Genomic DNA, 24,863 nt, shown 5'->3' on the forward strand with positions numbered 1-24,863 from the left:
ATTTCCGGGCGGGATGCTATTTCTGCAATCTAGAAAGTGAAGCATGATTAAAAGCGGGTAGGCGGTAGATAGCCAAATAAAACTTCAGTATTTCTACAGTTATAATTTAAATCTTAATTTGAATAAGCTATATGTATGGTTTAAACAAAGCCTACTTCCTTACGTTAGGTATTAGCTAGTAAATGTTCAACAACGGATATAGAAAAGACGCACAAGAGAGACTGCGCCGTGCAGTTGAAAAGTACGAAAAAGCTTGTGAGTATTTACAGAATGCTGCTGGAAGTCTTTATCAAACGCGAGTAAATCGTGGGGTTGAGATTATTCAGCTATGCGAGAATTACATTAACACGCTGGCTAACTCGCCAAAAGAATTTAGCAAAGTCGTTGCAGAACTGAAGTTTCAACTTAAACAAATTACTGGAAAAGACTGGGAACTAATCTATACCGATCCCAACACTAAAATAGTAGCTGGTACTGCTGGTGCAGGAGTCATGGCAGGAGCAGGAGTTGCCTGTTTTGGGCCAGCAGCAGCAATGGCAATTGCAACAACTTTCGGAACAGCCTCAACGGGTACTGCGATCGCTACCCTTTCCGGTGCAGCTGCTACTAATGCTGCTTTAGCCTGGTTGGGAGGTGGTGCAGTTGTAGCGGGAGGTGGAGGTATGGCAGCTGGGAACGCATTGCTTGCACTCGCTGGGCCAGTTGGTTGGGCGATCGGTGGTGCAACTTTAGTCGGTAGTGGAGTCATGCTAAGTAAGCAAAATGAGAAAATTGGCAGAGAAGCTACCAACCGCGCTGTTGAAATTGAAGGTCATACAGCTAAAGCCAACACAACCAAGACAGAAGTAAATCTCCTTGAGCAGGAAACTGTCAGACTAGCTAATTTAATTCAAAGCGAACTGCAATTCTTTAAGCAAAATGCACCTTTGAATTACTTGGATTTTAGTCAGTCTCTCAAACAAAGACTGGCGACTTTAATCAATTCCATTAACTCACTGAGCCAGTCACTTAAAAAGACTGTAGACCTGAAACTGTAAATATAATTTGGAGTGCAGCATTGTTTCCTAATAATTGGGGAACAATGCTGCAAATTTTTAAATATGGAACAAAGAGAAGATAGACATCAGACAACCCAATTCGTTGCTGCAATGGTAGCCGAGGAAAATATACGCCATGCAGAACAATTAGCAACGGAACTTAGTAAACAAGACAAAGCATTTTATACAGCCGTTGCCGAATTTGATAAAGTTCGTGATTTTGTAGGTAGTCCTGAAAAAATTCTGGGTAACGCAAGCACTAAACACGGTGAAATTGCCGAACAAGTGGAAGTTGGTATCCGCAATGCTAAGTCCCTTTTAAACTCCTCTGAAACTCGCGCAACTTTTGAGGGAGTAGGCAGAACAGCACCAGAAGATTATTTAATTGATGGAGTTAAGGTACAGTCTAAATTTGTCAATGGAATTGGAAATAATTTAGACCATGTTCTTGACCACATGAAAAAATACGAAAACTTTGGCAGAGATGGTTCATATTACCATATTCCTAAAAACCAATATGAAACTATTGAGAAAATATTGAAAGGTGAACAAGTTGAGGGAATAACAAGCCGTACTGCTCAAAAAATACAAGAAAAAGTTCAAGAAATAGAGCAAGTGTCTGGTAATTCTTTCAGCCACACTGTTAAACCTGCCTCTTCAAGCTACGATGAAGTGCAAATAGGCAAAGTTAACGATACGCTAGAACGCCGAGAACATGAATTAAAAAAAGAAAACGAACAAATTAAAGATAGGATACGCGACGAAGCTCAACCTACTTTAGCTGATTTTGGTCAAGTTGCTGTTAAAGGCGCGATTATTGGTGGTAGTATTCGATTTGCTACTAAACTTTACGCTAAGTATAAACAAGGTAAAAACGTTTTCAAGGGCGAATTAACCCTTGAAGATTGGCAAGAAATTGGGCTTGATAGTGTAAAAGGAGCGGCGCTTAGTAGTATATCTGCAACTGCTATTTATGGCTTAACTAATTTTGCCCAAATGTCTGCACCTTTAGCAGGTGCATTTGTCAGTGCAGGAATGGAAATTGCTAGCTTGATAAAGAGTTTAAATAAAGGAGAAATTACTCGCGATCAATTCGTTGAATTAAGTTTGTTTGCTTGTGCTGATTCAGCAATTGTTGCTGCTGGAGCAACTATCGGACAAGCTGTGATTCCGATTCCTGTAGTTGGCGCAGTTATTGGTGCGATCGCTGGTCGAATGGTTACTGGTTTCTGTAAACAGTTAATCGGAAAAGACACTCAACTTGCTCGACAAGTGGAACAATATTATCAACAGTCTCTTGCTAAAATTGATCGAGCTTACAAAGCAGTCGTTGCTAATCTTATTGCCAAGTATGAAAAACTAGGAAACTTAGCCGAAGCAGCTTTTGATCCTAAGTTAAACCTTGAATTAAGATTGCAAGCAAGTATAGAATTAGCTGAAGCTTATGGTGTTCCCGATTCTAAAATTATCCATAATGTAGATGAGCTTGACTCTTTTATGCTGAGTTGATTGAATCGCTGATTTGCCCAAACGCTAGGCTGATCATACAAACCCCCTAATATCAGGAAATTAGGGGAAGTGTTCATTACAATTTAATACCGAGGAAAAATGTCTATGTCTGTTTCTAGAGAAGATTTTGAAGTAAAGATAACCGCCGTTGGAGAAAACTTGTATTTCTCACACTTCCATTTAAAAATTCATGAAAAAATGACAGAGGAGCGAAATGCTCGTTTGGAAGAATATCCACCTTTTTTTGAGTGGTCACGCATGGCTCATAGAGTTTTGGATGAAATAAGCACAAAGGTATTTAGGGCTGCACTAGATGATCACAGTAATATTTTGGGTGTAAAAATTCCTTCATTTTTTGAACTTTACGAGCTGACTAGTAAAGGAATTGAAATTTGTAATAGATATATGATTAAGTTAGATCTGCCCCCAATAGAACTAAAATTAGAAGGAATAGACGAATGATAATTAGTGAATTTAGGTGGTTAATAAATTAAATTTTGGTTATAGTCTAGCATAGATGCGATCGCAAATCCTAAACATACAAAAGTAGCGATCGCAAATCTGTAACTTGTTCATTTTTCAGACAGCTTGGTGTAGCGATTCCTTATCCATTTGGGGTTGTTTTAGAGGTTCTGAAATAATTTTTCTACCACTAGCAGCCTGTTTTTGCCGTAAATCATCGCAAATAGCCTGTAAATCGTAGTTAAAAGCCTGAGCGTGTTCTTCCCTAATTTTATAAATCTCTTCAAGAACCTCATCTTTCCACATTTTTACTCTCCCATCAGTTCGTAAGGTGTACAAATAGTTGGTAGCTCAAATCCAGCAGCGAGGCTAATTTGCAATAGTTTCTTTTGAATTTGAGCATTGGCAATATGTTTACAGTTCCAGGTTAACAGATAGTCGATGCCGTAAACCGTTGCCAGTGCAATATGAAGTGCATCATCAGCAGCTTTAGGTGGAAGATTGCTTTTTGCGAGAAATTGGGCTGCTAAATTCTGAGCAACTTCACTTACGTTTAGTAATGGGAAATCCTGTAATATCTCAAGCCTTTTAGTAGCAATCTCTGCATCCCCTCGTGCTACCTCATCTAAAACAACTTGAGAAATATAAAGATTAAACTGAGTGCGGCGAGTTTCCCACCAGTCCCGTGTTGCTTCTAAATTAGCCATTAATATTAAGTTATTGCTAGGTCTGGCAGTTAAGTAGCCAATGATGCTGGTTTTTATATAAACACTTTCACTCATTTAAGATTAAATTGTTCATCTCCCGATCTTCATCCTTAATTTTAGGCGATCGCACACCCCCCATTTCCCATCAAACCCCATCAGGCGGTAAATCCCCAAATCTTTCTCGATAACGCGCCAAAAGTGCTGCCATTTCCCCACTTTGCTGCTCTAAAACTTGATTTTCTGCTTCAAGTTCCAAGGAAGTTTTGAGACGTTCGCCTGTTTGTACATCTTCCATCACTAAGCGGCCTTCCCGCAATCCAATCCAAATTCCCACAGTTTCAGCGAGAATCCGCCCTTCTTCATCAGGCGTGATTGGTTGATAAAATCCACCTACCAGGCGATATCCTAACACCTCTTCTAATTCCTGACCTCGGTAAGTGCGGCGATCGATAATTACATACTCTTGCACCTGAGCACGGGCATATTCTACCACTTTGGTTTCTCGGTCTGGTTTGCGATAGCGAGGAGAAACCACTTCCACAATTAAGGAAGGTCTGACTCCTTCCTGGGCTACAATGAATCTGCTACGGTTGCGTTCGCGATTTTTCACCCCAAAAGCAACGAAAGTATCAGGACAATGATCGCCCAAGTCGGGGATATCCCACTCAACGATTAAATCTCGGAAAACTCCTACATTTGGAGTGTTGGCGTAACGACGGGTTAAAATGTCTTTCGCATCACCCGCAATCTTGTCATGAAATGTGTTGTTAGGCAATCGATAATCTTCCTGGGGGTGCAGAAATTCAGCAGCGGTTAAGGGAACCAGAATATTGGATGTTGTACCATCTGGTTGAGTTATTGTCTCATAACGCCAGCCACATTCTGCTAATTCGGTTGTGCGATCGCTTCCTGTAGAAGTTAATTTGGAAGATGAAACCATTAAACTCTCCCCTTTTCTCACAAAAGCTTAACAAAGAAAGGCAAAGGTCAGAGGGCGGGTTTTGTTTTAATTCTCGTGTGATTCCAAAATTATCTGCTAAACCCGCCCCTACAAAGGTTTAAAACTCTATATTTTCCCCCAACTCTCGCAACTTTTGGGCTAGTCTTTCCGCCCGTTGGCGTTCCTGTTCCGCCCGTTGGCGTTCCTGTTCCGCCCGTTCTTCCGACCACAATAGTAACTCACCTTGGGCATTCCACCACCTTAACCAATAACCAGTTCTCCCTTCGTGAGTTCCTTCCCAAACTCCCAAAAATAAGTCTAATCCGAGAATCAAATAACGCCCGGTTTCATCAGGTGTTTGCAAGCGATAAGATTCTGAATCTAACTCATAAACTTCTAAGCGTCCGGTTTCTGGGCGAAAAATTACATAGTGGGGAACTCGAATCACTTTTTCATAAAAAAACCATTTCCCCACACCCTCGGTAAACTCCACCGAATACTCTTCGCCGTAAGTTGCGGAAAGAAACTCCATGACTATTTGGGGAACTACACCTTCTGTGTGCGGAGTGTAGCTGCGGCGAGGTTGGGTGGAATGCCAAGATTGTACCGGACGCACATACATCCAGTCAGGCGCTTTACAAATTGTTCGCCCCTGAATCGCTGCACATAAGGCAAAATTAGAAACAATTAGTGCGTCTTGCAACAGTTCGGGAACAGCTGTTAAAGGTTGACGCAAAGCAGCAGCTAACAAAGGTTGGTCTGTATTTTCCACAGGATCATCTGGTAGGGGAAAATCTTCTGGTAGTTTGGGCCAAGTAATTGATAATTGAGAGGCAGGTGTTTGGGTAATCATGATTGTCAAGTGAGAAGGGGATTCGCACGCTTTCAAGTTAACAAACTTTCCTACTTACTGGTTGGGAGTTTCTGGTGTTTCTGGTGTTGGTGGGGGATTTTGGGGAGTTAGCGATCGCCAAACGCCCAACCCTATCAAACCAACTACTACTATAATTGCTAAAGTTGTCAAAACTGTTAACCAACTACCCCGTCTCACGGTTTGCACATCAACTGTTTCCCCTGCTTCTGGGTGAGTAGCTGGCGAGTACAATAATGCTTTGGAAGCTTCTGTCAATTCCGATTCTACTGGATATGCAGTAGTTGGCATTTCCGTTTCTACTTTTTTAGGTTCAAATAGTACAGGCGGTTCTGGAGAAATTAAACAACGGGTGAGTACTACTGAAGTGTTATCATGCCCATTTCTTTCATTAGCTAGGTTAATCCAAGATTGCACCGCAGTTTCTAAACTCATCTTATTTTTTAAGACAGGTTTAGCAAATTCTTGCCAAGATTGTTCTACTGTATTTTTATCACTCAATCCGTCAGAACATAACAATAAAATCCCATCTTCTTCTAAAATAAATCGCTGAACTGTCGGACGCAAAATTTGCGCTTCTCGCGTTCCTAATGCTTGAGTTAAAGCACCACCATCAACTCGTCGTAATGCTTCCCGGTAAACACTTCGCCCTAAACGTACTTCTCTAGTTGCCACATCATCATCTAGAGTTAATTGCTGACAATAATCACCAGTAATCCAGTAAACTCTGCTATCTCCAACACTAGCAATATAAAGTTCATGAGCATTTTCTAAAAATGTGCCATCTGGTTGATTAATCTTTTGCGGTATTTGCAATCCCATGACTAAAGTTGTTCCCATTCTTTGGCGCATTTCTCGCCCTTGGGAATCATTTTGTTTAGCAATCAGGTCGTTGACTACGCGAATAATAGCGGTGATTTGTTCGCTAATAATATTCGGTGGGACAATTTCTGTTTGTTGGGAAATTTCAATTAATAATGCTCTAACTTGTAATTTGAGAGTTTGCAATGCCATTAAACTGGCAACTTCGCCGCCTTCATGTCCGCCAATCCCATCACAAACTAAGGTAAAATTGGGAATTAATAAATCGTTAGGTGACTCAGTTATTAATTGCAAATCTGCTTCTGTAGGATAGCAAGAATCTTCGTTACTAGAACGTTTTGGCCCTTGGTCTGTACCGCCAGCTACTTGTAATCTTAGGGGAAGTTCGGCGGCTTTTTCTAACAATAACTCATTTAATTCTAAGGATACAGTTTCTAAAGATTGTTGCTCGTTGCCAATCTGTTGCCAAATTTGTCGGAGGCGGTCTACAACTGAAGGATGAGAACTAGCAATCCATTCTAGCCAACGATCGCAAAAAGCTGCTAAATTTGGTTGAGCTTGGTTGGGGATTGTGCGATCGCTAAACAGTTGCAACAGTCTAACTCGCCAACCTTGCACTCGGATATTTTCAGGAATTAATAAACTTGATGCTACTTCCAATTCTGATAGGGGTGTCCACAATTGCAGAATTTGCCACAACCAATAAACTTGTCTGACTGCTTGAGCATGATGCCATTGCTCTACAATAGCAGGGTAGAGATTGCCTTCGGAATCGATCGGCACGTTTTCCAGCAAGATTACTTCTGCTGTGTTTGGTTCCTCGCCTAAAACAGCTACACCATACACTTCTGGAATATGAAGCCGCTGGGGGAATAAACGGAGATAGGAAATAATTTCTTCTGGTAACTCTTGGGGAACGTGGGGTGCTGCTTCTGGTTGCGTATCCAGCCAAATTTGCGGTGCAATTACCTGATATCTATCTTGTATTAGCACTCCTGGGGAAATTTGGGCTAAAGCTGGGTCAGATGCCCAAATATAGCGATTCATCGACGGCTCGGAACTATTCATAGAGCTTCATGAATAAAATATTTTTAGATATTAAATCAGAGTTTATCTCAAAAAGTTACGTTTTCTTACGGAAAGGCAATAAATAAAGTGTTGTAGTCAACAAATCTTTGGTTTTTTTCCATTTGCTTTACCTCTGAGAATAGATACTTCATGTTAACTATAGAAGTACTGGCAATGAATATCAATATGCTTTTGGATGATTTATTAATTAGTTTAGTTGGCACTAGCAACTATCCTCTACCGATTACCGAGTATCATTCGCTGATGGGATTGATGGCAACGGTAGCATTATCCCTTGCTTTCAGTCCTAGTTTACTTTGGTTATTGTTTGGGGCAGGGCTGTGTTTGGTGGAATTTGTTTTACCCACAGCTTATACTGCGGTAATTATGGGAGTAGCGGCAATGATTGTAGCCGCAGTTACGCCGTTAATGCCGTCGCCTATTTTACAGGTTATACTCTGGTTATTGCTGTCGGTAGTTTTACTTTTGCTTTTCCGTCGCTTGGCACCAAAACGAAAAACTCCTGCAATTAGGGATGCGGTAGAAGCGCAAACAATCAGCGAAATTTTGCCCGGACAAACAGGAAGAGTTTTATATGAAGGGAATTCGTGGCGGGCGCGTTGTAGTGATGAAACAAGAGCGATCGCACTTAATGAAAAAGTTTACGTGATCGGCAGGGAAGGCACAACTTTAATTGTCTTACCCGATAAATTGTAAAACAACAAATTCCCAAATAACAAAGAGGATAAAAAAATGGAATCATTTTTTGCTTTCATCATATTTCTAGTTTTAGGCGGTTCGGCGGTTTCGAGTACAGTTAAGGTGATTAATCAAGGGAATGAAGCCTTAGTAGAATCTTGGGGTAGATATAATGGGAAAAAATTACAACCTGGTTTAAATTTTGTGGTTCCGGTGGTTGAACGCATTGTTTATAAAGCAACCATTCGGGAAAGAGTTTTAGACATTCCCCCCCAACAATGTATTACCCGCGATAACGTATCAATTACGGCGGATGCTGTAGTATATTGGCGGATTTTAGATTTGGAAAAAGCTTATTATAAAGTTGAGAATCTCCAATCAGCAATGGTGAATTTAGTTCTGACGCAAATTCGATCCGAAATGGGCAAATTAGAATTAGATGAAACCTTCACCGCCCGTTCTCAAATTAATGAAATCCTCTTGCGAGATTTAGATGAAGCTACCGATCCTTGGGGAGTTAAAGTAACGAGGGTAGAACTGAGAGATATTGTTCCTTCTAAAGCAGTTCAAGATTCAATGGAATTACAAATGTCCGCAGAACGGAGAAAACGGGCGGCAATTCTCACATCTGAAGGAGAAAGAGAATCTGCAATTAATTCTGCCAGAGGTAAGGCGGAAGCGCAAGTTTTAGACGCAGAAGCTCGGCAAAAAGCAGTTATTTTAGATGCAGAAGCGCAACAAAAAACCATTGTTTTGAAAGCCCAAGCGGAACGTCAGCAACAAGTTTTAAAAGCCCAAGCTACAGCAGAAGCTTTGCAAATTATCAGCAAGATTCTGCAAAGTGATCCTAATGCAAAAGACGCTTTGCAATATTTGATTGCCCAAAATTATTTAGACATGGGAACAAAAATTGGTAGCAGCGATAGCAGCAAAGTAATGTTTATGGACCCCCGCAGTATTCCCGCTTCTTTAGAAGGAATGAAAGCAATTGTGGGAGATGCAAATAATGGAGGAGTAAAGGGAAGTTAGCGATAAGGGGATAAGGGGACAAGGGAAAATTAATTAACTTATAACTTTCTCCTGAACTCAAAACTTCCCCAGTCCCTAGTCCCCAGTCCCCTGTCCCCAGTCCCCAAAAAAGAGGTGAAATTTAAATGTTTGCTGTTGTGACACCAGAGAAAATTCATTTGTCTCCAGGGGCAATTTTACGATTACCTGGAAGTTGGGAAGATTATCAGAAATTGGTTGAGCAGTTGGGCGATCGATCTATCCCCCGCATCAAATATCGACCCGGAGAAATTCTGCTAATGTCACCTTTACCTATTCATGGACGTGAAGCGAATATAATCGCAGATGTAGTTAAAGTTTTGCTCGATTATTTAGAAAGAGACTATGAGGCATTTACTCCAATTACAATGGATTTGCCGAAAATTAGGGGAATTGAGCCAGATTACTGTTTTTATATTGATAATTGGACGGCTGTTGCTGGTAAAGATCGGATTAATTGGGGTGTCGATCCATCGCCTGATTTAGTAATAGAAATAGATGTCACTACTTACACCGATGTAAATGATTATTTGCCCTATAAAGTACCGGAAGTTTGGATCTATAAAAGGAAAGGTTTGGTAATTTATAACTATCGGGAAGAAGGCTATGAAATTGTGAATAATAGCCGCTACTTTCCCAGGATGAATATATCAGAAATTTTGGTAGAATGTTTTCGGGTGGCAGGCGATCGCAATACCAGCACAGCTATCCGCGAGTTGCGGCAAAAATTAGCAGCCCAGAAATAAGCTCATACCAAATAATATCATCTTCGGTCGATCGGTCATAATATCCTTTTTCCAACAACCTGTAGAATGTAGAGACGTTATATATAACGTCTCTACATTCTACGCTTTTTCGGACTGATTGATAACAACCTTATGTGCTAAAGGACTTTCTCCATTGCGGAATTTTTCAAACAACTCAAAAAACTTATCTAAAGCATCTCTTTCATCTGCTGAATAAAAGAGAATAATACTATCCCATCCGTGAGATGAAGTAATATTATATCTTTTCTGTATCCAATCTTGAAACCCGTTAAATTCTTGTTCTTGTTCTGTTCGAGGTAAGCCAAGTTCCATTCGAGCCATACCATATCCGTCTAACAGCATCCGTAGACGGGTAATCGAACTTTTACCTAAATACATACCCGGTCTTTGCTTAATTCTTTCCAAAAGATTGTAGAGATATTCAGTTTTGACAGATAGAATGTTTTGAGTAACTTCTGTAGTCATAAAACTATTACCTTTTAAAAAGATTCTTCTGTTATTTGAAACTGGCGACCAAATAATATTTTACTATGAAATTGCAAATTTGCCAGCCATTCATTTTTAGCTATTCCTTCAGGATGATGGTTATCAAAAATAGTTTCTATACCGTCGATCGCAATTGCAATTCCTTCATGGCGACCATTAACTGAAATAGCATCTCCTGAGATACTATCATCATAAATCCGGCTGTCCCAACTTGCGCCATCACCAGTGTATAGTTTGATGCGCTTCCCATGAATACCTTGAGATATTAAGTAATCCTCGATCGCACTAGCACATTCAACACATTTAAGGTTTTCGTGTTGGCTGGCGATCGCTCTCACTACTAAAAGCTGTTCAGCATTAATCTCAGTAATATTTACCTCCTGATTTTATTTTCAATATTGCCTAACAACATCTGGCGATTCGACATCAGAATTTACTACTACAAATTGTTCGGGAAAAAGAATCACATTTTCGTAGTCGAAACCTCCCACCCATCTGTTATTGGGAATGGCAAGATCGACAGCATAACCTTCTTGAGGTTTTTCGTAACATTCTACAATTGTTCCTAGTGTTCCTTTTGGTATAAGACGCTTGCCAAAGTTTGCCTTAATCTCTACCAATGTTCTGATTTGATCGTAAGTTTTTGCTTTCATCTTTTTTGTTATACTCTGCAATATGGAAATTTACGGGTACTATAAGCTACGCTAGGTTATGAGATCTGCTGAGGTAGAGTAGGGTAGATGGTGCGATCGCGCCTTTTCCTCCCCTTATCAGTAACTAAATTTATTAATAAATAGTAAAGTTAGGAGGCTTAATGCAAGATTTGTATCCTTTTGATAAATCAGTTCATGATTTAACTATTAAAGATTTGCAGAAATTGGTTGATGACAAAGTAAAAGCTAGTTATTACATTGAATATCACAACATTTCTGATAATGAAACAGATCAGATGCGAAAACCCAAAATTAATAAAATTGTTAGAGCCATTACTTCTTTCGCCAACACTAAGGGCGGCTGGTGTATTTTAGGAGTCAATGCAGATGATAAGTATGGCACTATGAGTCTGAAAGTAGGAACTACTTTAAAGCAAATTAATGCGTATTATAACAGTATTGAAAAGCAAATTGATAGCGAACTTTTTAGTAAAATAGAGCGAAAGGATATACCATTGGAAAATACGGCTCAGAGTAACTTGGTTTCGGTTATCTATATTCCATGTCAATCAGGCAAAAATTTTGTTTTTAAAGAAGATAATAATAGTGAGCGAATTTATCGTAGATTTAATGACGCTTTTGTTCCATTTCCAGATATTTGCGGTCAAACGGTTCAACCGTTTTATCAATACCATCGCATAGAGGATATACCTGAGCAAATAAATGAAAATAAATCAACATTTAATCAAGATCAACATGGAGTGCGTTTAAAAATAAAAAACATTTGGCGATTACGTGAATTTCATCAAGATAATGAATTTAAAATTGAAAAATTAAATGAATTAAAGGAATATATGCAACCTCAAAAAGCCGAGCAAATTATAGTTTATAATATCGATGATCTTTTCATTTTAGTAGATGGATTTTACAGAGTTGCTGCTAGTATAGAAGCTAATTTCGAGGAAATCCATGCTACTGTTAAAGTGGGTACAAAAGAAGAAGCATTACAAGAAAGCTGCACGGCTAATAAGGGAAAGGGAAAAGAAAAAAGATCACTCGCCACTAGGGTTCGTACTCTTGAAACTTATTTGGCAGCTAAAGGCTATTCTATAAACGACTCATTTAATCACTCAGAAGTTGCTCGCTCCATTAACATAGAACAAAAGTTTATAAGAGAATATAAAAGATACATCAACAATAACATAAGTAATACTAACCAGGAAGAAGTTTTTAGCCTGTCTGATATAATTCAAACATTTGGTTTTAAAAAAGAAGAACTAGATCGATGGATACGAATTATTGAACGTAAAAAGCAAGTGATTATATACGGCCCACCAGGTACAGGTAAGACATTCTTGGCAAAAGAGTTAGCTAAACACTTAACTGAAACTGAGGATAAGGGCGATCGCTGGAATATAGTACAATTTCATCCAGCCTATTCTTATGAAGATTTCATGCAAGGTATTCGTCCTGAAATAGTTAAGGAAAAATCTCAAGACGAACTAAGTACAGACGATCAATTACCAAAAGAAGTTAATGGGCAAATCAAGTATAAATGGGAAGATGGTATATTTTTGCAATTCTGTCAGAAAGCAGATAAATACAATTCAGATGAAGATTGTGTTTTAATTATTGATGAAATTAACCGTGCAAATCTTTCTAGTGTATTTGGTGAGTTAATGTATTTGCTTGAATATCGTGGTGAAAAAATCAAACTAGCTGGCAATGGCAGAGAATTTGAAATACCGGAAAATGTTCGGATCATTGGCACGATGAATACAGCCGATCGCTCTGTCTCTCCCATAGATAATGCTCTGCGGCGACGCTTTGCATTTCTTCATCTTCCTCCAAATACTAAGATTTTGTATTCCCATTATCAGGAAACAAACTTTCCTGTAGAAAAGTTAGAAGAAGCTTTAAATTTGGTGAATAGTAAAATTACAGATGAAAACTTTAAACTTGGAGTATCTTTCTTTTTAAATCTGGGGACTAAAAATAAAGACAATAAAGACAAAAACCAAGAAGATTACATCAAAGACATTGAGGATATCTGGAAAATGGAAATAGAGCCATATCTCAAAGCTAATTCATTTATTAATAAGGAATTAAGTAAATTAACATGGGATGAAAAAATTTATGAATATTTTCCTAAACAGAACAGAAGTGATTGAGTTAACAGAGTATCAAACTATAGAGTTCCCCAAAGACAAAGATCCATTTATGGATATGGATCGCGCCTGGAATTTATTGTGGGAGAAATACCGAAAAGAAGTAGAAGTAGAATTTCCCTCACGAAAAACAGATGGGCAATGGCAAATAAAATCAAAGGGATGGGTAGGCTATATACCATTAACTCCAGAAATTATCCTCTACTTAAAACCGAAAGTAAAAGTATCAAATATCTTTGAAATGTGGGAGTATGCTTATAATCTCAATAGCTTTCAGATTCTTGAGGGAGAAATAAATTGTCAAACTATAGAGGGTTTTTACAGCCGGATAGCTAATGTATTGGCTAAACGAATTATAGACAGAGAACGTCAAGGATTATACCGCGCTTATGTGCCAAAAACAGATTATTTAACTTTTGTTCGCGGACGAATAGATATCCAAAATGCTATTCAAAAACCTTGGAGTATTAAGCTGAAATGCCATTACGACGAACAGACAGTTGATATTGAAGATAATCAAATACTTGCTTGGACACTTGATATTATTATTCATAACAGTTTGTGGACAGAACAAGTTCCAGTTCCACCATCAGTCCGCCAAGCATATCACGCTTTACAAGGATTAGTGACGATCAAGGAATTTCAGCCAGAAGATTGTATTGGGAGAAATTACAATTATCTTAACCAAGATTATCAATTATTACATTCACTTTGCCGATTCTTTCTTGAAGGTGCAGGGCCTAGTCATGAAAAAGGCGATCGCACCATGCTACCCTTTCTAATTGACATGGCAAAACTCTATGAACTTTTTGTCGCCGAATGGCTAAAAGAAAATTTGCCATCTCATCTATTTCTCAAATTTCAGGAACAGGTAAAGATTAGCGATCGCATTTCATTTAAAACAGATATAGCTCTTTACGAAAAGTCAACAGAAAACCCACGCTACATCCTCGATACCAAATACAAAACTCCCGATTCTCCAGCACCCAATGATGTAGCACAAGTTATCGCTTATGCTGTTTCCAAACAATGCCAAGAAGTAATTTTAGTTTATCCAACCTCCCTTACCTATCTGTTAGATGAAACTATTGGAAATATCCGAGTTCGTAGCCTAACATTCTCCCTCAATAGCAACCTTGAAGAAGCTGGTACAACCTTTTTAAAAGAGTTATTTTCCTAACTCTGCAAAAGATTTATTTAAGTGTTATGTCAAATCCGGCTTAAATACGCCCGTTATTCTTTAGTCCGCGTAGGCGGACTTTGTTTGTGTAGTAGCGATTTCAATCGCCATAAGATATTTGAATTTAGGAATTATCTTGTGCAAATCTAGCAATAAGTTCCTCACGGGATAAATTAGATAATTGCAGCAAGATTGTGCTTAACTCTTCTGGTTGTAATGATAATAGGCGATCGATCGCAGATGAAAGTTCTGCATCTAAAGAACCAAAGCGTACTTGCAACAAGTTCTCCACCACCAAGCGCTCTCCTTGCTGAATTCCTTGCTGCATTGCTTGTTCTCGCTCTTGCTGATAAAGGGGTGCTAATCTCATAATTAACTCTTGATCTTCTTCGTCTTGAACTTGATTTGCTTGCAAGTTTCGTTGCAAGTTGTATAACAATTCTAACGCCGCTGCACGATATGGGTTATTAACTGTAAGTTTTTCTAAGTCATCAATTGCCTGTTTTTGCACGTTTCCTTTACCGAGAATTCTTAACCATAGCGTGTCTGTGGTAAGGGGTAATTGGTGAACTGCGATAATTGCACTCCGAAAATAGGATGGCATAAAATAGATCCCTGTTACCCAATTTTGATTAGGAATTGCTCCAAATTGGAATAACAGATTGTTTGATGCTGTCGGGGTAATAATCCATAATTTTGGTAAGTCTGATTCCTGTAATCGAGTGTTATTTCGATTCGCTTCTCGGCGCAATTCACCTCTAACTTCTAATATTTTTAACAAACAATCGCCTATTTCTTCGTCGCTTGCTGCGTTGCGATATGGCTCAAAAATCGAGATACTAGTTGCCAATCTTCCTAGTAAACCCAAAGCTTCTGGAGGTAAGTCTTGCTGCTCACTGGGAGCAAACCAAACATCAATTTCTCTGACTTCTCCAGCTACTCTGCGAGGTGCTTGAACTACGCCGTAAGGTGTTAGTAATTTCTCTAAGTAATCTTTGGCAAATTGGTCATGAATAAATCGGGTCATTGGGTGTAGATTTTGTGGAAAACTGCCCTATTTATTAAATATTTTATCATGTGCTGTTACCCTTTTTAATCCAACTCTTTGCTTTTTCACACTTACTCAAATTCCGGCGACCATAAATCAGATATTGCTAACTCCCAACCAGGTAATAAATCAGGAATAGTTAAAACATCACCATCACCCAAAATTACCACATCTTGACCTAATCGATATACTTCAACTATATGCTTTTCTGGATTAATTAAAATGCCAATTCTTGTTCCCAAACTTAGAAAATCTTCGATCTTCTTTCTTAAAGATTTGAGACGATCGCTAGGAGATTTTACCTCTACCATTAAATCAGGAGCTAATTCAGCAAAAGAACGAGGACTTTTCCGTAATCTTTCTGCTAAAACAAAAGACACATCGGGGGCGCGAAGGTCTGAATTAGGTAGATTAAAACCAGCACTAGAACCAGTTACTCGCCCTAGCTTGCGCGGTTTTACCCAGTTACCCAGCAGTCTTGCTGCCTCGGTTGCTACTTCATCTGATTCATAACCTGATGGACTCATAACAATGATATTCCCGTCAACTAGTTCCATGCGATAATCAGGGTGTTCTGCTTGTAGTTTCTCTAAGTCTTTAATTGTTAAAGAGGACATAGAAACTCCTTTGGCGATCGAATTTTATCTATACATTTTCTACCGCTTTTTTGTTTTGGTAGCAACTTGTAAATGTTGTTTTTACGATCCTAAGCACGATCTAAACCGAGATGATTCTCACTGTCGATGTTAGCTTGCCCCGCTTGACAAATGTTGCAAAGTCCAAAAAACTCTAATGTGTGATAGAAAATTTTAAATTTGTAAGAGTTGTGCAATTGAGTTTCTAATTGTTGAACTGGACATTCATCTAAGGAAATAGATGTGCCACACTCTAAACAGGTGAGATGGTGTTTGTCTTGGTGAACACAGCTATAAAGCGATTCGCCGTTTGATAACATTCGTACCTGAAGTGCGCCTTCTCGTTTTAAAGCTTCTAAAGCACGGTAAACTGTAGCCAAGCTCATGCCTTGGTTCTGGTTTCGCAATTCTACATAGATATCCTGGGCAGAAATTGCTCGGTTGACACTTTGGAGAAAATTTAATATTCTTTTTTGGCTGCGTGTATGTTGTGTTTTCATTCTGATAATCCCAGTTTTAACCAGATCTATACCTTTTTTCTACGCTATCTCAAATACCTTAGTTATTTGATTAACCATCGGGAGTCGAGTACCACTCTAAAATAAAAAAGCTGGTACATTAACTATTATCGGTGAGGATAGGATAATGAAATATCATGCTCGCATCTATGTTACTCTGCGATCGTCGGTTTTAGACCCTGCTGGTGTAGCGGTACAGTCGGGGTTAAAGCATCTGGGTTATGAGAATGTGGAACAGGTGCGTATCGGAAAGTACATTGAACTAACTATCACTGCTGAGTCGGAAGATGCTGCGAAACAGCAGCTTGATATAATTTGCGATCGCTTATTGGCAAACGTAGTGATTGAAAATTATTGCTTTGAGTTAACTGAGGTTTCTACTCCTGCGGAGGCGAAGGTATGAAGTTTGGGGTGTTAGTTTTTCCGGGTTCAAATTGCGATCGTGATGTCCTCTATGTAACTCGCGATTTGCTCAAACAACCAACGAGAATGGTTTGGCATGAAGAAACGGATATCTCGGATTTAGATGTGGTGATAATTCCGGGCGGTTTCAGCTACGGGGATTATTTGCGTTGTGGGGCGATCGCACGCTTCTCCCCAGTAATGCAAGCTACTGTTGAACACGCAAACAAAGGCAAGTTAGTCTTAGGAATTTGCAATGGTTTCCAAGTGTTAACTGAGGCGGGTTTGTTACCTGGGGCGTTGGTGAGAAATCGAGATTTGCATTTTATTTGCGATCGCGTTCCTTTGCGCGTGGAACGCACAGATACAACTTGGACACAACTTTATCAAAAAGGAGAAGTGATTACTTTGCCGATCGCGCACGGAGAAGGAAATTACTACGCCGATGCCGATACTTTGGCACGTTTAGAAGATAACGGTCAAGTGTTGTTCCGCTACGAAGGTGAAAATCCCAACGGTTCTTTAAATAATATTGCAGGTATTTGCAATGACAAAGGAAATGTGCTGGGAATGATGCCGCACCCGGAAAGGGCATCGGATAAAATGTTAGGTGGAACCGATGGATTTAAGTTGTTTGAAGGTTTGTTGAAAGTAGTGGTGGGAGTATAAGGTTAAAAACCCGGTTTTTCTCAAAAACTGGGTTTTTGATTTAATTATTGTAATATTCAAAGTTGAGGAATCAAATGTGATGCCACCTAACATAATTTTGCTAGTATTCGCATTCTTTTTGTTTTTGTCTGTACCAAAAAATAAAATGATTTGGCAAATAATTTTGTGTCAAATTCAAGCTATTAAAATAGCTCGACACGCGGAGCAGAAATTTAGTTTAAGCGAAGATGAAGATAAAAATAATGATACAATATTTAAAGATTTTCTGGTAGCACGTTGGTTCGATCCCCTTAATACAACAGCTAATGCTTATCTAAGTTACCTTTATCCTTGCCCGGTTTTCCTCAGTCATGAAAATGGCGATCGCATAGTTGGTAATCAATTCACAATTGTTGGTCAAGCAAATCCTAATGTTAGTATTTATTGTAGAATTACTACTAACCTTGAATTGTTGGGCAACTTAATTCCCATTGGTGATGATGAGATATTGCTGGAAACAGAAACAATGACTGACGATGATGGTAATTTTGAGGTTAATGTTTCATTTCAAACCTCAAAAACTCCTGGTACTAAATATAGAGTTTTTGTAATTGAAAATAGCGATCGAGAAACGCTCGTGGGAACAGAGATTACCCTAATTCAGAAGTAAGAAGAGAATCTTAGAGGATTTAGTTAACTCTTAAATTTCGCACTTCCTCCAAATTTAATCCTGTTGTTTGACTGATAGTTTGGTCATCTAACCCTACATCAATTAATCTCTTAGCAATTTCTACTGATGTTTGTTTTACTGCTGGGTTAACCGCCTTTGTAATAGCATAAAAACTTAATTAAGAAATTTGACGATCGCTAAATTCCTCCTCCTCACCCCCTAACAGCCAAAAATGCCGTAAAATTTTGATAATTATTATCTGAGGGGTAAGAAATGGAATCTCGCGAATACGAATTTAGTAGTTCCCAGAACGAACTGATCAAGAATTTAGCTGATAAAATGCGCTTTGTAGCTTACTTTCTGATCGCTGGTGGTGTTCTAGGCGTGATTGGCGGACTACTCAACCTGCGAGTAGGCGTAGGTAGTATCATCAATGGAATTGTTTACATCTTAATCGGCGTTTGGACTAACAATGCTGCTTCAGCTTTCCGACGCATTGTTGAAACTACTGGAAATGACATCGAAAATTTGATGGGTGCGTTGGGTGAGTTGCGAAAACTTTACACTTTGCAATATTGGTTGTTAATCATTGCTTTGGTGTTTATTGCGATCGCATTAGTGTTTACTTTGATTTTCGGACTAGCTACTGTCAGTAGATAGCGTGTTAATAATTACCAATTGAAATGAGGTCAAACAAGTATTTTTTGAAAGTCAGAATACGGATAGTGAAAATTTTTAACTTCCTGGATTCTGACTTTCAATTCTCAAAACTTTACTCTGTGGTTGTCACACTTTGCTGTTCTATGCCACGCATTTGCCAAATCTTGTTTACAGCGACTCCTAACAACATAGCTAACAAAATAGCAGTAAATATCGGCAACAAAATTCCTAAAATTGACAAAACTACCGAAGTTGCTGTTTCAAATGTCGCTAAAACTGGATTTGCCAAACCGCCAGTTGTAGTAGTGGAAAATAAGCGAGTAATATTAGTAATTCCTTCTACAATAGCAGCAGAACCTCCACCTGCGATCGCAGCTACAGTCCACTGAAGTACAGGGTCAAAATGAGTAAACATCGAAGCAGTAATAATTGTCCCTGTCGCTACGGCAACTGGTGTTGCTAAAGCATCTAAAAAATGATCTAACCAAGGAATATAATAGGCAGTAACTTCGATTAAAGTAGCAATAAAAAATGCTATTAAAGCTTCATAACTACCAATCCACTCAAACCCAGATCCAGGTGTCCAAACTCCTGTCAAAGCAGCAATACTCATCGCTAAAGGTGGCACAAATACCCGAAAACCACAAGCAGCACTTAAACTGATTCCTAAACAAATTCCTAACAAAATATCCATAGATTTTTCCTGAAAAATTAATTATCCATCGCCTTTTATTAAATTTGGCAAAATTCAGGGGTACTTTACATCTAACTGTTGGTGGAATTATCCTGGAAAATTATTGAAGAAATTACTTTGTTTCTGCTAAATCGATCGCAGCAATCTCTTCCTTTTTACTTAATAATTTAATCCAATAGAAAGAGTAAACAGCGATCCTAAATTGGCTAAGTTCATAGAAATAATGAAACAGAGGATACAATCTATGACTAACCAACCTAATCCTACAATGCCAGAAGATCCCAAAGAAGCTGAACCTGGAAGAGGCGCACCTGGTAACAATCATTACGGCGTACAAACTGCACAAAATACGAATGTTAATCCACCAGATGCGGAAATACCTTCTAATGTTGATGTAGAGCAGAACATCGAGCAATTAGAAGCATTTAGAGAGCAAGAAGAAGGTAGTGATTTAGACACCGCTGCTGGTTATGTGATTGATGAATCTGGACGACTCGATAACTTTGCGATCGAGCCGGAGATGTATGTAGAAGAACGCTAAAATTTATTCAATTCTAGCTGGGAGAACTAAACTCAATTTTATCTCCCAGTTTTAGTAATAGCCATTAATTGAAATCAATAGTAAAATAGGAAAGTGCATCTATTTTGGTTAATAATTTAAAAAGAGCTATTTGATTTGCCAGATTTTTGACTATACTAGTCTAATTTACAGTATAAAATAAATCATGTTCGCTGCCCCAAGAGTAAATTTAATGAATGAGGCGTTAATCAATTGTTTTATCCAATTAATTTCCAGAAATATAGGTTTGCATATTAGGGAGGAGGATAAAAATACATTAACTAAGAAAATTTGGCAAAGGATAAAGTTATTGCGAATCCCTAATCCTGAAGACTATTATCTATTTTTAGAGACTAGAAATTCTCAAACTAAAGTAGGAAATTGGTCGGCGGAACAGGAATGGAAAGAGTTAGTATGCTTGCTGACTACGGGAGAAAGTTACTTTTTTCGCGATCGAGGGCAATTTACTCTGCTTAGAACCAAAATTCTACCAGAAATCATTGCCGCCAAACAACAAAGCTCAGAGAAAATAAATAATCACAAAAAATCTCTTAGGGTTTGGAGTGCTGGCTGTTCTACAGGCGAAGAACCTTATTCTTTAGCTATTTTAATTAAAGAATTGATTCCTGACTTAGATAATTGGAATATCTTAGTTATAGGAACAGATATTAATTATAAAGCTATTGAGAAAGCCAAACAAGGAATTTATAATCCTTGGTCTTTTCGGTTAGTAGATCCTCATTTACAAATAGATTATTTTCAACAGCGACAAAACGAATGGCAAATTGACGATCGCATTCGTCAAATGGTGAAGTTACAACAGGGAAATTTATTAACTGATAATTTCCCCAACTATAATACAGAGATTCATGATATGGATTTGATTCTCTGTCGAAATGTATTTGTTTATTTTGAACACCAAGCTATTACAAAAGTAGTTGAAAAATTTTACAATACCTTAGTTCCTGGTGGTTACTTAATGACAGCACACACTGAACTTTATAGTCAGGATATGGGAGAATTCCAAGTTAATATATTACCAGAATCAGTAATTTATCAACGAAGACAAGGTAAGCAATTAGAGTCAAATAATTTCGTGCAGTCTGAGGTAGGAAAAACCGATTTACATAAACGATACCGTTCTCATCGTAGTCAAGTATTTAAGAGTGAAATAGCAAAAGATTCAGAGAAACCTACGGTAGTAAAAGAATTACTACACCAAACAAAATCTTCTCATGGTGAACTTCGTTATGGAGAGTCTGCGATCGCAAAACCAACAGAAATCGCCACTAAAAATATAGCTAATTCTCTTAATGAAAATTCATCGAGTAATTTGCTCGAAGAAGCAGAAATACTTTTTCAAGAAGAAGCTTATATGCAAGCAATTAACAAAGCTGAACAAATAATTGCTTGTCATCCTCAACATTTTGCAGCTTATTACTTACTCGCGCAAGCTTATGCGAACTTAGGACAACATAATCAAGCTGTTTACTACTGTCAGAAAGCGATCGCAATAGACTCTTTAGCAGTACAACCCTATTATTTATTAGCGCAAATTGCTGAAGAAAAGCAAGACCTAGAAAAAGCAAAATTATTTTTCAAAAGAATTATTTATTTAGCACCTTCTTCTATTTCAGCATACTTAGAACTTGCCGCTATTTATGACAAAGAGGGAAATACTAATAGAGCCAAAAAAATGTTAGCAACTGCTTTAGAACTGCTCAAACAGCTACCATCCTCAGCTATAGTGGAGCAGCAAAGTTCCGTAACTGCTGGCGAGTTGGTAGAATACGTTAAGAAATTATTGTAAGAAAAATTAATCAATAATCAATTAGCTGAGATCTGCTGGCATAATAAGTAAGTTCAATTATTGATTAAAGTAGAAATAGAAATAAGTAGCAGTTGTTGAGCTTCTGCACTAACAGCTACTAGGAAAACTATTTCTTGTGGTTGGCAAATTGTAAAGTTATATTGGGTTTAAAATCGAACTTTTATTTCAGAAATTTAGCAAAAATACAAATAGGTTAACAATGACTAATAAACCTTACCTGATATTTAGAATAAACAGTTCGCTCTATGGAGTAGAAGCATTTTGCGTACAAGAAATTTTCTCTTTACCTAATCTGACACCAATAGCTGAAGTACCAGCTGATACTGTTGGTGTGGTGAATTTACGTGGGGATATTCTATCAGTATTAGACTTAAATATTCGCTTTGGCTATGAGCAATTAGACTATAGTTTAACAGATAGTATAATTGTTTTAGAATGGCAAGAATCTCGTGTAGGAATTATTGTGAATCAAGTCCTGGAAGTACATAATATTTCTCTGCAAGAAAAGGCGATCGAGCTATTCTACGATCGGGATTTGAATGTAAGCGCTTCGCATTTTATAGCTGGTATTGGCAAAGTAGATGCCGATATTATCATGTTACTGAATCATGAAAAAATACTTGGTTATTTCCCAGAGTTTGAACCAAAAATAAATTTAGAAAAAGGAGAATTAATTGACAAATTAATCAAAAAAACATTGCTATTTTGTCCACAAGCAACACCCGAAGAAAAAGCTATTTTAAAGGAACGTGCAGATAATTTAAGACTACCAACTCAAAAAGAAGATTTTACTGGATTAATTCCTTTAGCTGTGGTGGGATTAAATAATGAATATTTTGGAATTGATTTAGCTATTGTGCGAGAATTTACTGATATTCGTCAAGTTACACCAGTTCCCTGTTGTCCTCCGCATATTATTGGTAATATGAATTTACGAGGGGAAATTTTGACATTAGTTGATATTCGTACTGTGTTGAATATGCCAATATTAGAAATAGAAAATAAAGCTAATATTAAGGTTATGATTATTAAAATTGAAGATTTAATTGCGGGGGTGACAGTTGATGAAGTGTTTGATGTGATGTATTTGCAACCGTTGCAAATTTTACCTGTACCGACAGCGGTGCATTCTGCAAATAGTGAATATTTACGAGGTACAGCTAAGTACTGTGAAAAAATGATGAGTATTTTGGATTTAGCTAAAGTTTTTCAGCAAGGTGATTTAATTGTAAATGAGGAAGTGTAGGATTATGAAATTTGACAATATGTTTGGTAATTTAAAGCTAAAAGACAGGATTATTTTAGGGTATTCTGTACCTTTACTGTTTTCAATTACGATCGCAGGTCTAGTTTACTACAATGTAACCAAAGTAGAGGAACAAAATAAAAGGGAAGTTTTGGGTTATGAACTTGTGAGAAACATAGATGGATTCGCTTTGAGTTTAGCGAGGATTCAAAGAGCAGGTAGAGGACAATTATTAAAACCGGAATCGCAAAACATTACCAGCTTTCAGGAAGCAGAAACCTCATTTAATAAAGCAACAGAATACTTGCAAGAAAAAGTAGAAGTGGCTAAACAAAGACAGCGTTTAACACAAGTCATTACACTAGGAAAACAGTCAATTGAATTTAATAGAAACTTGATCGATTTAGCAAGAACTGGCAGGTTAACAGAAGCATTACGAAATTATAATTCCTTAAGTCGGCAAGAATTAAATCGGGAAATTGAGCAAGAATTACAAGCATTTGTGAAAGATGAAAGATTGATTCAACAACAAAAAAATCAAGAAACTAAAGATGCGTTAAACACGCTAAATTTAGTAGTAATTATAGGGACATTATTATCTATTGCTTTAGGTATTCCGATCGGTTTATGGATTGCTTCTCGAATTACTCAAGCAATTAATGAAAGCGTTAGTGCGATCGCTTCTTCCTCCACAGAAATTGCTGCCACCATAGAAGAACAAGAACGCGCCGCTTCTCAGCAAGCTTCCGCAGTTCATCAAACTACCACCACTATTGATGAATTAGGCGTATCTTCTCGTCAATCAGCCGAACAAGCGGAAATGTCAGCCAAAGGCGCACAAGAAGCTTTAGAAAAAGCTGAAGAAGGAAGTTCTGCGGTAGAACTTTCTTTGCAAGAAATGGCAAGTTTGAAACAAAAAGTAGAAGCGATCGCCAATCAAATTCTCAACTTAAGCGAACAAACCAACCAAATAGGTAACATTTCTACCTTAGTTAGCGAATTAGCCAACCAAACAAATATGTTAGCTTTAAACGCCGCAGTAGAAGCCGTGCGTGCTGGCGAACATGGTAAAGGTTTTGGAGTTGTGGCTAGTGAAATTCGCAAATTAGCCGATGCTAGTAAACAATCTGCTGAAAAAATAAATGGTTTAGTGAATGATATTAAAAATGCCATTAACTCCACAGTAATTGTTACTAAAGAAGGCACTAAAAGCGCCGAACAAGGAGAATTAATTGCTCAAAAAACAGCCGATGCTTTTGCTAGCATCATGGCAGAAATCAGCAACGTTTATGAAAGTAGTCAACAAATCTCCTTGAACGTCAAACAGCAAGCTACAGCCATTCAACAAGTAGCCTCAGCAATGAATTCGTTAAGTACAGCTGCGATGCAAAACGCCAGTGGAATCAGCCAAACTAAACTAGGTACCCAAAAACTCAACGAAGTTGCTGTAAATCTTAAATCAGTTGTCTAATAGTTGATACATTTATGCTGAAAAAGGGCATCCTAAACTTAGACTAAGCGATCGGACTATTTGGC

Annotated in this window: 28 protein-coding genes; 16 read left to right on the plus strand and 12 right to left on the minus strand. The window is 38.1% G+C overall.

Annotated features, from left to right (window positions below):
• Nucleotides 1–182: 182 nt before the first annotated feature.
• From ACE1CA_RS09615 to ACE1CA_RS09625, 3 genes are all read left to right on the plus strand, one after another.
• Nucleotides 183–1,037, plus strand: coding sequence for a hypothetical protein (locus ACE1CA_RS09615; protein WP_413276318.1), 855 nt, complete (start codon nt 183–185; stop codon nt 1,035–1,037).
• 63 nt (nt 1,038–1,100) lie between these two features.
• The gene (locus ACE1CA_RS09620; RefSeq protein ID WP_413276319.1) at nt 1,101–2,546 is read left to right on the plus strand and encodes a hypothetical protein; all 1,446 of its coding nucleotides are present in this window, start codon (nt 1,101–1,103) and stop codon (nt 2,544–2,546) included.
• A 105-nt stretch (nt 2,547–2,651) separates the two neighbouring features.
• Entirely contained in the window at nt 2,652–3,008 is a 357-nt protein-coding gene (locus tag ACE1CA_RS09625) for a hypothetical protein (RefSeq protein WP_413276320.1), read from the plus strand.
• A 117-nt stretch (nt 3,009–3,125) separates the two neighbouring features.
• On the opposite strand, the gene ACE1CA_RS09630 is transcribed toward ACE1CA_RS09625, so the two are convergent.
• The 5 genes from ACE1CA_RS09630 to ACE1CA_RS09650 form a co-directional block, all read right to left on the minus strand.
• Complete coding sequence (locus ACE1CA_RS09630) at nt 3,126–3,314, minus strand: hypothetical protein (RefSeq protein WP_413273410.1); 189 nt, start codon at nt 3,312–3,314, stop codon at nt 3,126–3,128.
• Between the two features lie 2 nt (nt 3,315–3,316).
• Nucleotides 3,317–3,790 carry a type II toxin-antitoxin system VapC family toxin gene (locus ACE1CA_RS09635; RefSeq protein ID WP_413276321.1) on the minus strand — a complete coding sequence of 158 codons (474 nt, stop codon included), beginning with the start codon at nt 3,788–3,790 and terminating at the stop codon, nt 3,317–3,319.
• A gap of 70 nt (nt 3,791–3,860) precedes the next feature.
• Nucleotides 3,861–4,655, minus strand: a complete 795-nt coding sequence (locus tag ACE1CA_RS09640) for a Uma2 family endonuclease (protein WP_413276322.1) — start codon at nt 4,653–4,655, stop codon at nt 3,861–3,863.
• 118 nt (nt 4,656–4,773) lie between these two features.
• On the minus strand, nt 4,774–5,508 hold the full coding sequence (locus tag ACE1CA_RS09645) for a Uma2 family endonuclease (RefSeq protein WP_486517732.1): 735 nt from the start codon (nt 5,506–5,508) through the stop codon (nt 4,774–4,776).
• Between the two features lie 54 nt (nt 5,509–5,562).
• Nucleotides 5,563–7,416, minus strand: coding sequence for a PP2C family protein-serine/threonine phosphatase (locus ACE1CA_RS09650; RefSeq protein WP_413276324.1), 1,854 nt, complete (start codon nt 7,414–7,416; stop codon nt 5,563–5,565).
• 150 nt (nt 7,417–7,566) lie between these two features.
• Between ACE1CA_RS09650 and ACE1CA_RS09655 the strand changes: the two genes are divergently transcribed.
• The 3 genes from ACE1CA_RS09655 (at nt 7,567) to ACE1CA_RS09665 (ending at nt 9,908) form a co-directional block, all read left to right on the plus strand.
• Entirely contained in the window at nt 7,567–8,133 is a 567-nt protein-coding gene (locus tag ACE1CA_RS09655) for an NfeD family protein (protein ID WP_413276325.1), read from the plus strand.
• Between the two features lie 36 nt (nt 8,134–8,169).
• Nucleotides 8,170–9,144: an SPFH domain-containing protein gene (locus ACE1CA_RS09660; RefSeq protein WP_413276326.1), complete on the plus strand. Its 975-nt coding sequence runs from the start codon at nt 8,170–8,172 to the stop codon at nt 9,142–9,144.
• Nucleotides 9,145–9,269: 125 nt separating this feature from the next.
• On the plus strand, nt 9,270–9,908 hold the full coding sequence (locus tag ACE1CA_RS09665; protein ID WP_413276327.1) for a Uma2 family endonuclease: 639 nt from the start codon (nt 9,270–9,272) through the stop codon (nt 9,906–9,908).
• Nucleotides 9,909–10,007: 99 nt separating this feature from the next.
• Here ACE1CA_RS09665 and ACE1CA_RS09670 read toward each other — a convergent pair whose 3' ends face one another.
• From ACE1CA_RS09670 to ACE1CA_RS09680, 3 genes are read right to left on the minus strand one after another with little or no spacing between them, the layout of a single operon-like run.
• Entirely contained in the window at nt 10,008–10,394 is a 387-nt protein-coding gene (locus ACE1CA_RS09670; protein ID WP_413276328.1) for a hypothetical protein, read from the minus strand.
• Nucleotides 10,395–10,408: 14 nt separating this feature from the next.
• Entirely contained in the window at nt 10,409–10,753 is a 345-nt protein-coding gene (locus tag ACE1CA_RS09675) for a papain fold toxin domain-containing protein (RefSeq protein WP_413276329.1), read from the minus strand.
• Nucleotides 10,754–10,807: 54 nt separating this feature from the next.
• Entirely contained in the window at nt 10,808–11,068 is a 261-nt protein-coding gene (locus ACE1CA_RS09680; RefSeq protein WP_413276330.1) for a hypothetical protein, read from the minus strand.
• Nucleotides 11,069–11,229: 161 nt separating this feature from the next.
• Here ACE1CA_RS09680 and ACE1CA_RS09685 point away from each other — a divergent pair, with 161 nt between their 5' ends.
• Together ACE1CA_RS09685 and ACE1CA_RS09690 are read left to right on the plus strand one after the other, a co-directional pair.
• Nucleotides 11,230–13,239 (plus strand): AAA family ATPase, encoded by a 2,010-nt coding sequence (locus ACE1CA_RS09685; protein ID WP_413276331.1) that lies wholly within the window; start codon nt 11,230–11,232, stop codon nt 13,237–13,239.
• Nucleotides 13,205–14,416 (plus strand): McrC family protein, encoded by a 1,212-nt coding sequence (locus tag ACE1CA_RS09690; RefSeq protein ID WP_413276332.1) that lies wholly within the window; start codon nt 13,205–13,207, stop codon nt 14,414–14,416. The genes ACE1CA_RS09685 and ACE1CA_RS09690 overlap by 35 nt, the downstream gene beginning before the upstream one ends.
• A 124-nt stretch (nt 14,417–14,540) precedes the next feature.
• Here the strand turns inward: ACE1CA_RS09690 and ACE1CA_RS09695 are convergent, their stop codons facing one another.
• The 3 genes from ACE1CA_RS09695 to ACE1CA_RS09705 form a co-directional block, all read right to left on the minus strand.
• Nucleotides 14,541–15,443, minus strand: a complete 903-nt coding sequence (locus ACE1CA_RS09695; protein WP_413276333.1) for a hypothetical protein — start codon at nt 15,441–15,443, stop codon at nt 14,541–14,543.
• A gap of 92 nt (nt 15,444–15,535) precedes the next feature.
• The gene (locus ACE1CA_RS09700) at nt 15,536–16,081 is read right to left on the minus strand and encodes a Uma2 family endonuclease (RefSeq protein ID WP_413276334.1); all 546 of its coding nucleotides are present in this window, start codon (nt 16,079–16,081) and stop codon (nt 15,536–15,538) included.
• Nucleotides 16,082–16,170: 89 nt separating this feature from the next.
• Nucleotides 16,171–16,599 carry a Fur family transcriptional regulator gene (locus ACE1CA_RS09705; RefSeq protein WP_413276335.1) on the minus strand — a complete coding sequence of 143 codons (429 nt, stop codon included), beginning with the start codon at nt 16,597–16,599 and terminating at the stop codon, nt 16,171–16,173.
• Between the two features lie 145 nt (nt 16,600–16,744).
• On the opposite strand from ACE1CA_RS09705, the gene purS reads away from it, so the two are divergent.
• From purS to ACE1CA_RS09725, 4 genes are all read left to right on the plus strand, one after another.
• Nucleotides 16,745–17,020, plus strand: a complete 276-nt coding sequence (gene purS / locus ACE1CA_RS09710; RefSeq protein ID WP_413276336.1) for a phosphoribosylformylglycinamidine synthase subunit PurS — start codon at nt 16,745–16,747, stop codon at nt 17,018–17,020.
• Entirely contained in the window at nt 17,017–17,688 is a 672-nt protein-coding gene (gene purQ, locus ACE1CA_RS09715; RefSeq protein ID WP_413276337.1) for a phosphoribosylformylglycinamidine synthase subunit PurQ, read from the plus strand. The genes purS and purQ overlap by 4 nt, the downstream gene beginning before the upstream one ends.
• Before the next feature lie 76 nt (nt 17,689–17,764).
• Nucleotides 17,765–18,337: a hypothetical protein gene (locus ACE1CA_RS09720; RefSeq protein WP_486517733.1), complete on the plus strand. Its 573-nt coding sequence runs from the start codon at nt 17,765–17,767 to the stop codon at nt 18,335–18,337.
• A gap of 273 nt (nt 18,338–18,610) precedes the next feature.
• Nucleotides 18,611–18,997, plus strand: a complete 387-nt coding sequence (locus ACE1CA_RS09725; RefSeq protein WP_413276339.1) for a DUF5362 family protein — start codon at nt 18,611–18,613, stop codon at nt 18,995–18,997.
• Nucleotides 18,998–19,109: 112 nt separating this feature from the next.
• On the opposite strand, the gene ACE1CA_RS09730 is transcribed toward ACE1CA_RS09725, so the two are convergent.
• The gene (locus ACE1CA_RS09730) at nt 19,110–19,691 is read right to left on the minus strand and encodes a DUF4126 domain-containing protein (RefSeq protein ID WP_413276340.1); all 582 of its coding nucleotides are present in this window, start codon (nt 19,689–19,691) and stop codon (nt 19,110–19,112) included.
• A 244-nt stretch (nt 19,692–19,935) separates the two neighbouring features.
• Here ACE1CA_RS09730 and ACE1CA_RS09735 point away from each other — a divergent pair, with 244 nt between their 5' ends.
• The 4 genes from ACE1CA_RS09735 to ACE1CA_RS09750 all read left to right on the plus strand — a co-directional run bounded on the left by ACE1CA_RS09735 (nt 19,936) and on the right by ACE1CA_RS09750 (nt 24,798).
• On the plus strand, nt 19,936–20,232 hold the full coding sequence (locus ACE1CA_RS09735) for a hypothetical protein (RefSeq protein ID WP_413276341.1): 297 nt from the start codon (nt 19,936–19,938) through the stop codon (nt 20,230–20,232).
• 184 nt (nt 20,233–20,416) lie between these two features.
• Nucleotides 20,417–22,060 carry a CheR family methyltransferase gene (locus ACE1CA_RS09740; protein ID WP_486517734.1) on the plus strand — a complete coding sequence of 548 codons (1,644 nt, stop codon included), beginning with the start codon at nt 20,417–20,419 and terminating at the stop codon, nt 22,058–22,060.
• 220 nt (nt 22,061–22,280) lie between these two features.
• Nucleotides 22,281–23,327, plus strand: coding sequence for a chemotaxis protein CheW (locus ACE1CA_RS09745; protein WP_413276343.1), 1,047 nt, complete (start codon nt 22,281–22,283; stop codon nt 23,325–23,327).
• Nucleotides 23,328–23,331: 4 nt separating this feature from the next.
• A complete protein-coding gene (locus tag ACE1CA_RS09750; protein WP_413276344.1) occupies nt 23,332–24,798 on the plus strand; it encodes a methyl-accepting chemotaxis protein in 1,467 nt (488 codons plus the stop codon).
• Nucleotides 24,799–24,863 lie beyond the last annotated feature (65 nt).

The sequence above is a fragment of the Floridaenema evergladense BLCC-F167 genome (assembly GCF_041929205.2).
GTDB classification, from domain to species: domain Bacteria; phylum Cyanobacteriota; class Cyanobacteriia; order Cyanobacteriales; family Aerosakkonemataceae; genus Floridanema; species Floridanema evergladense.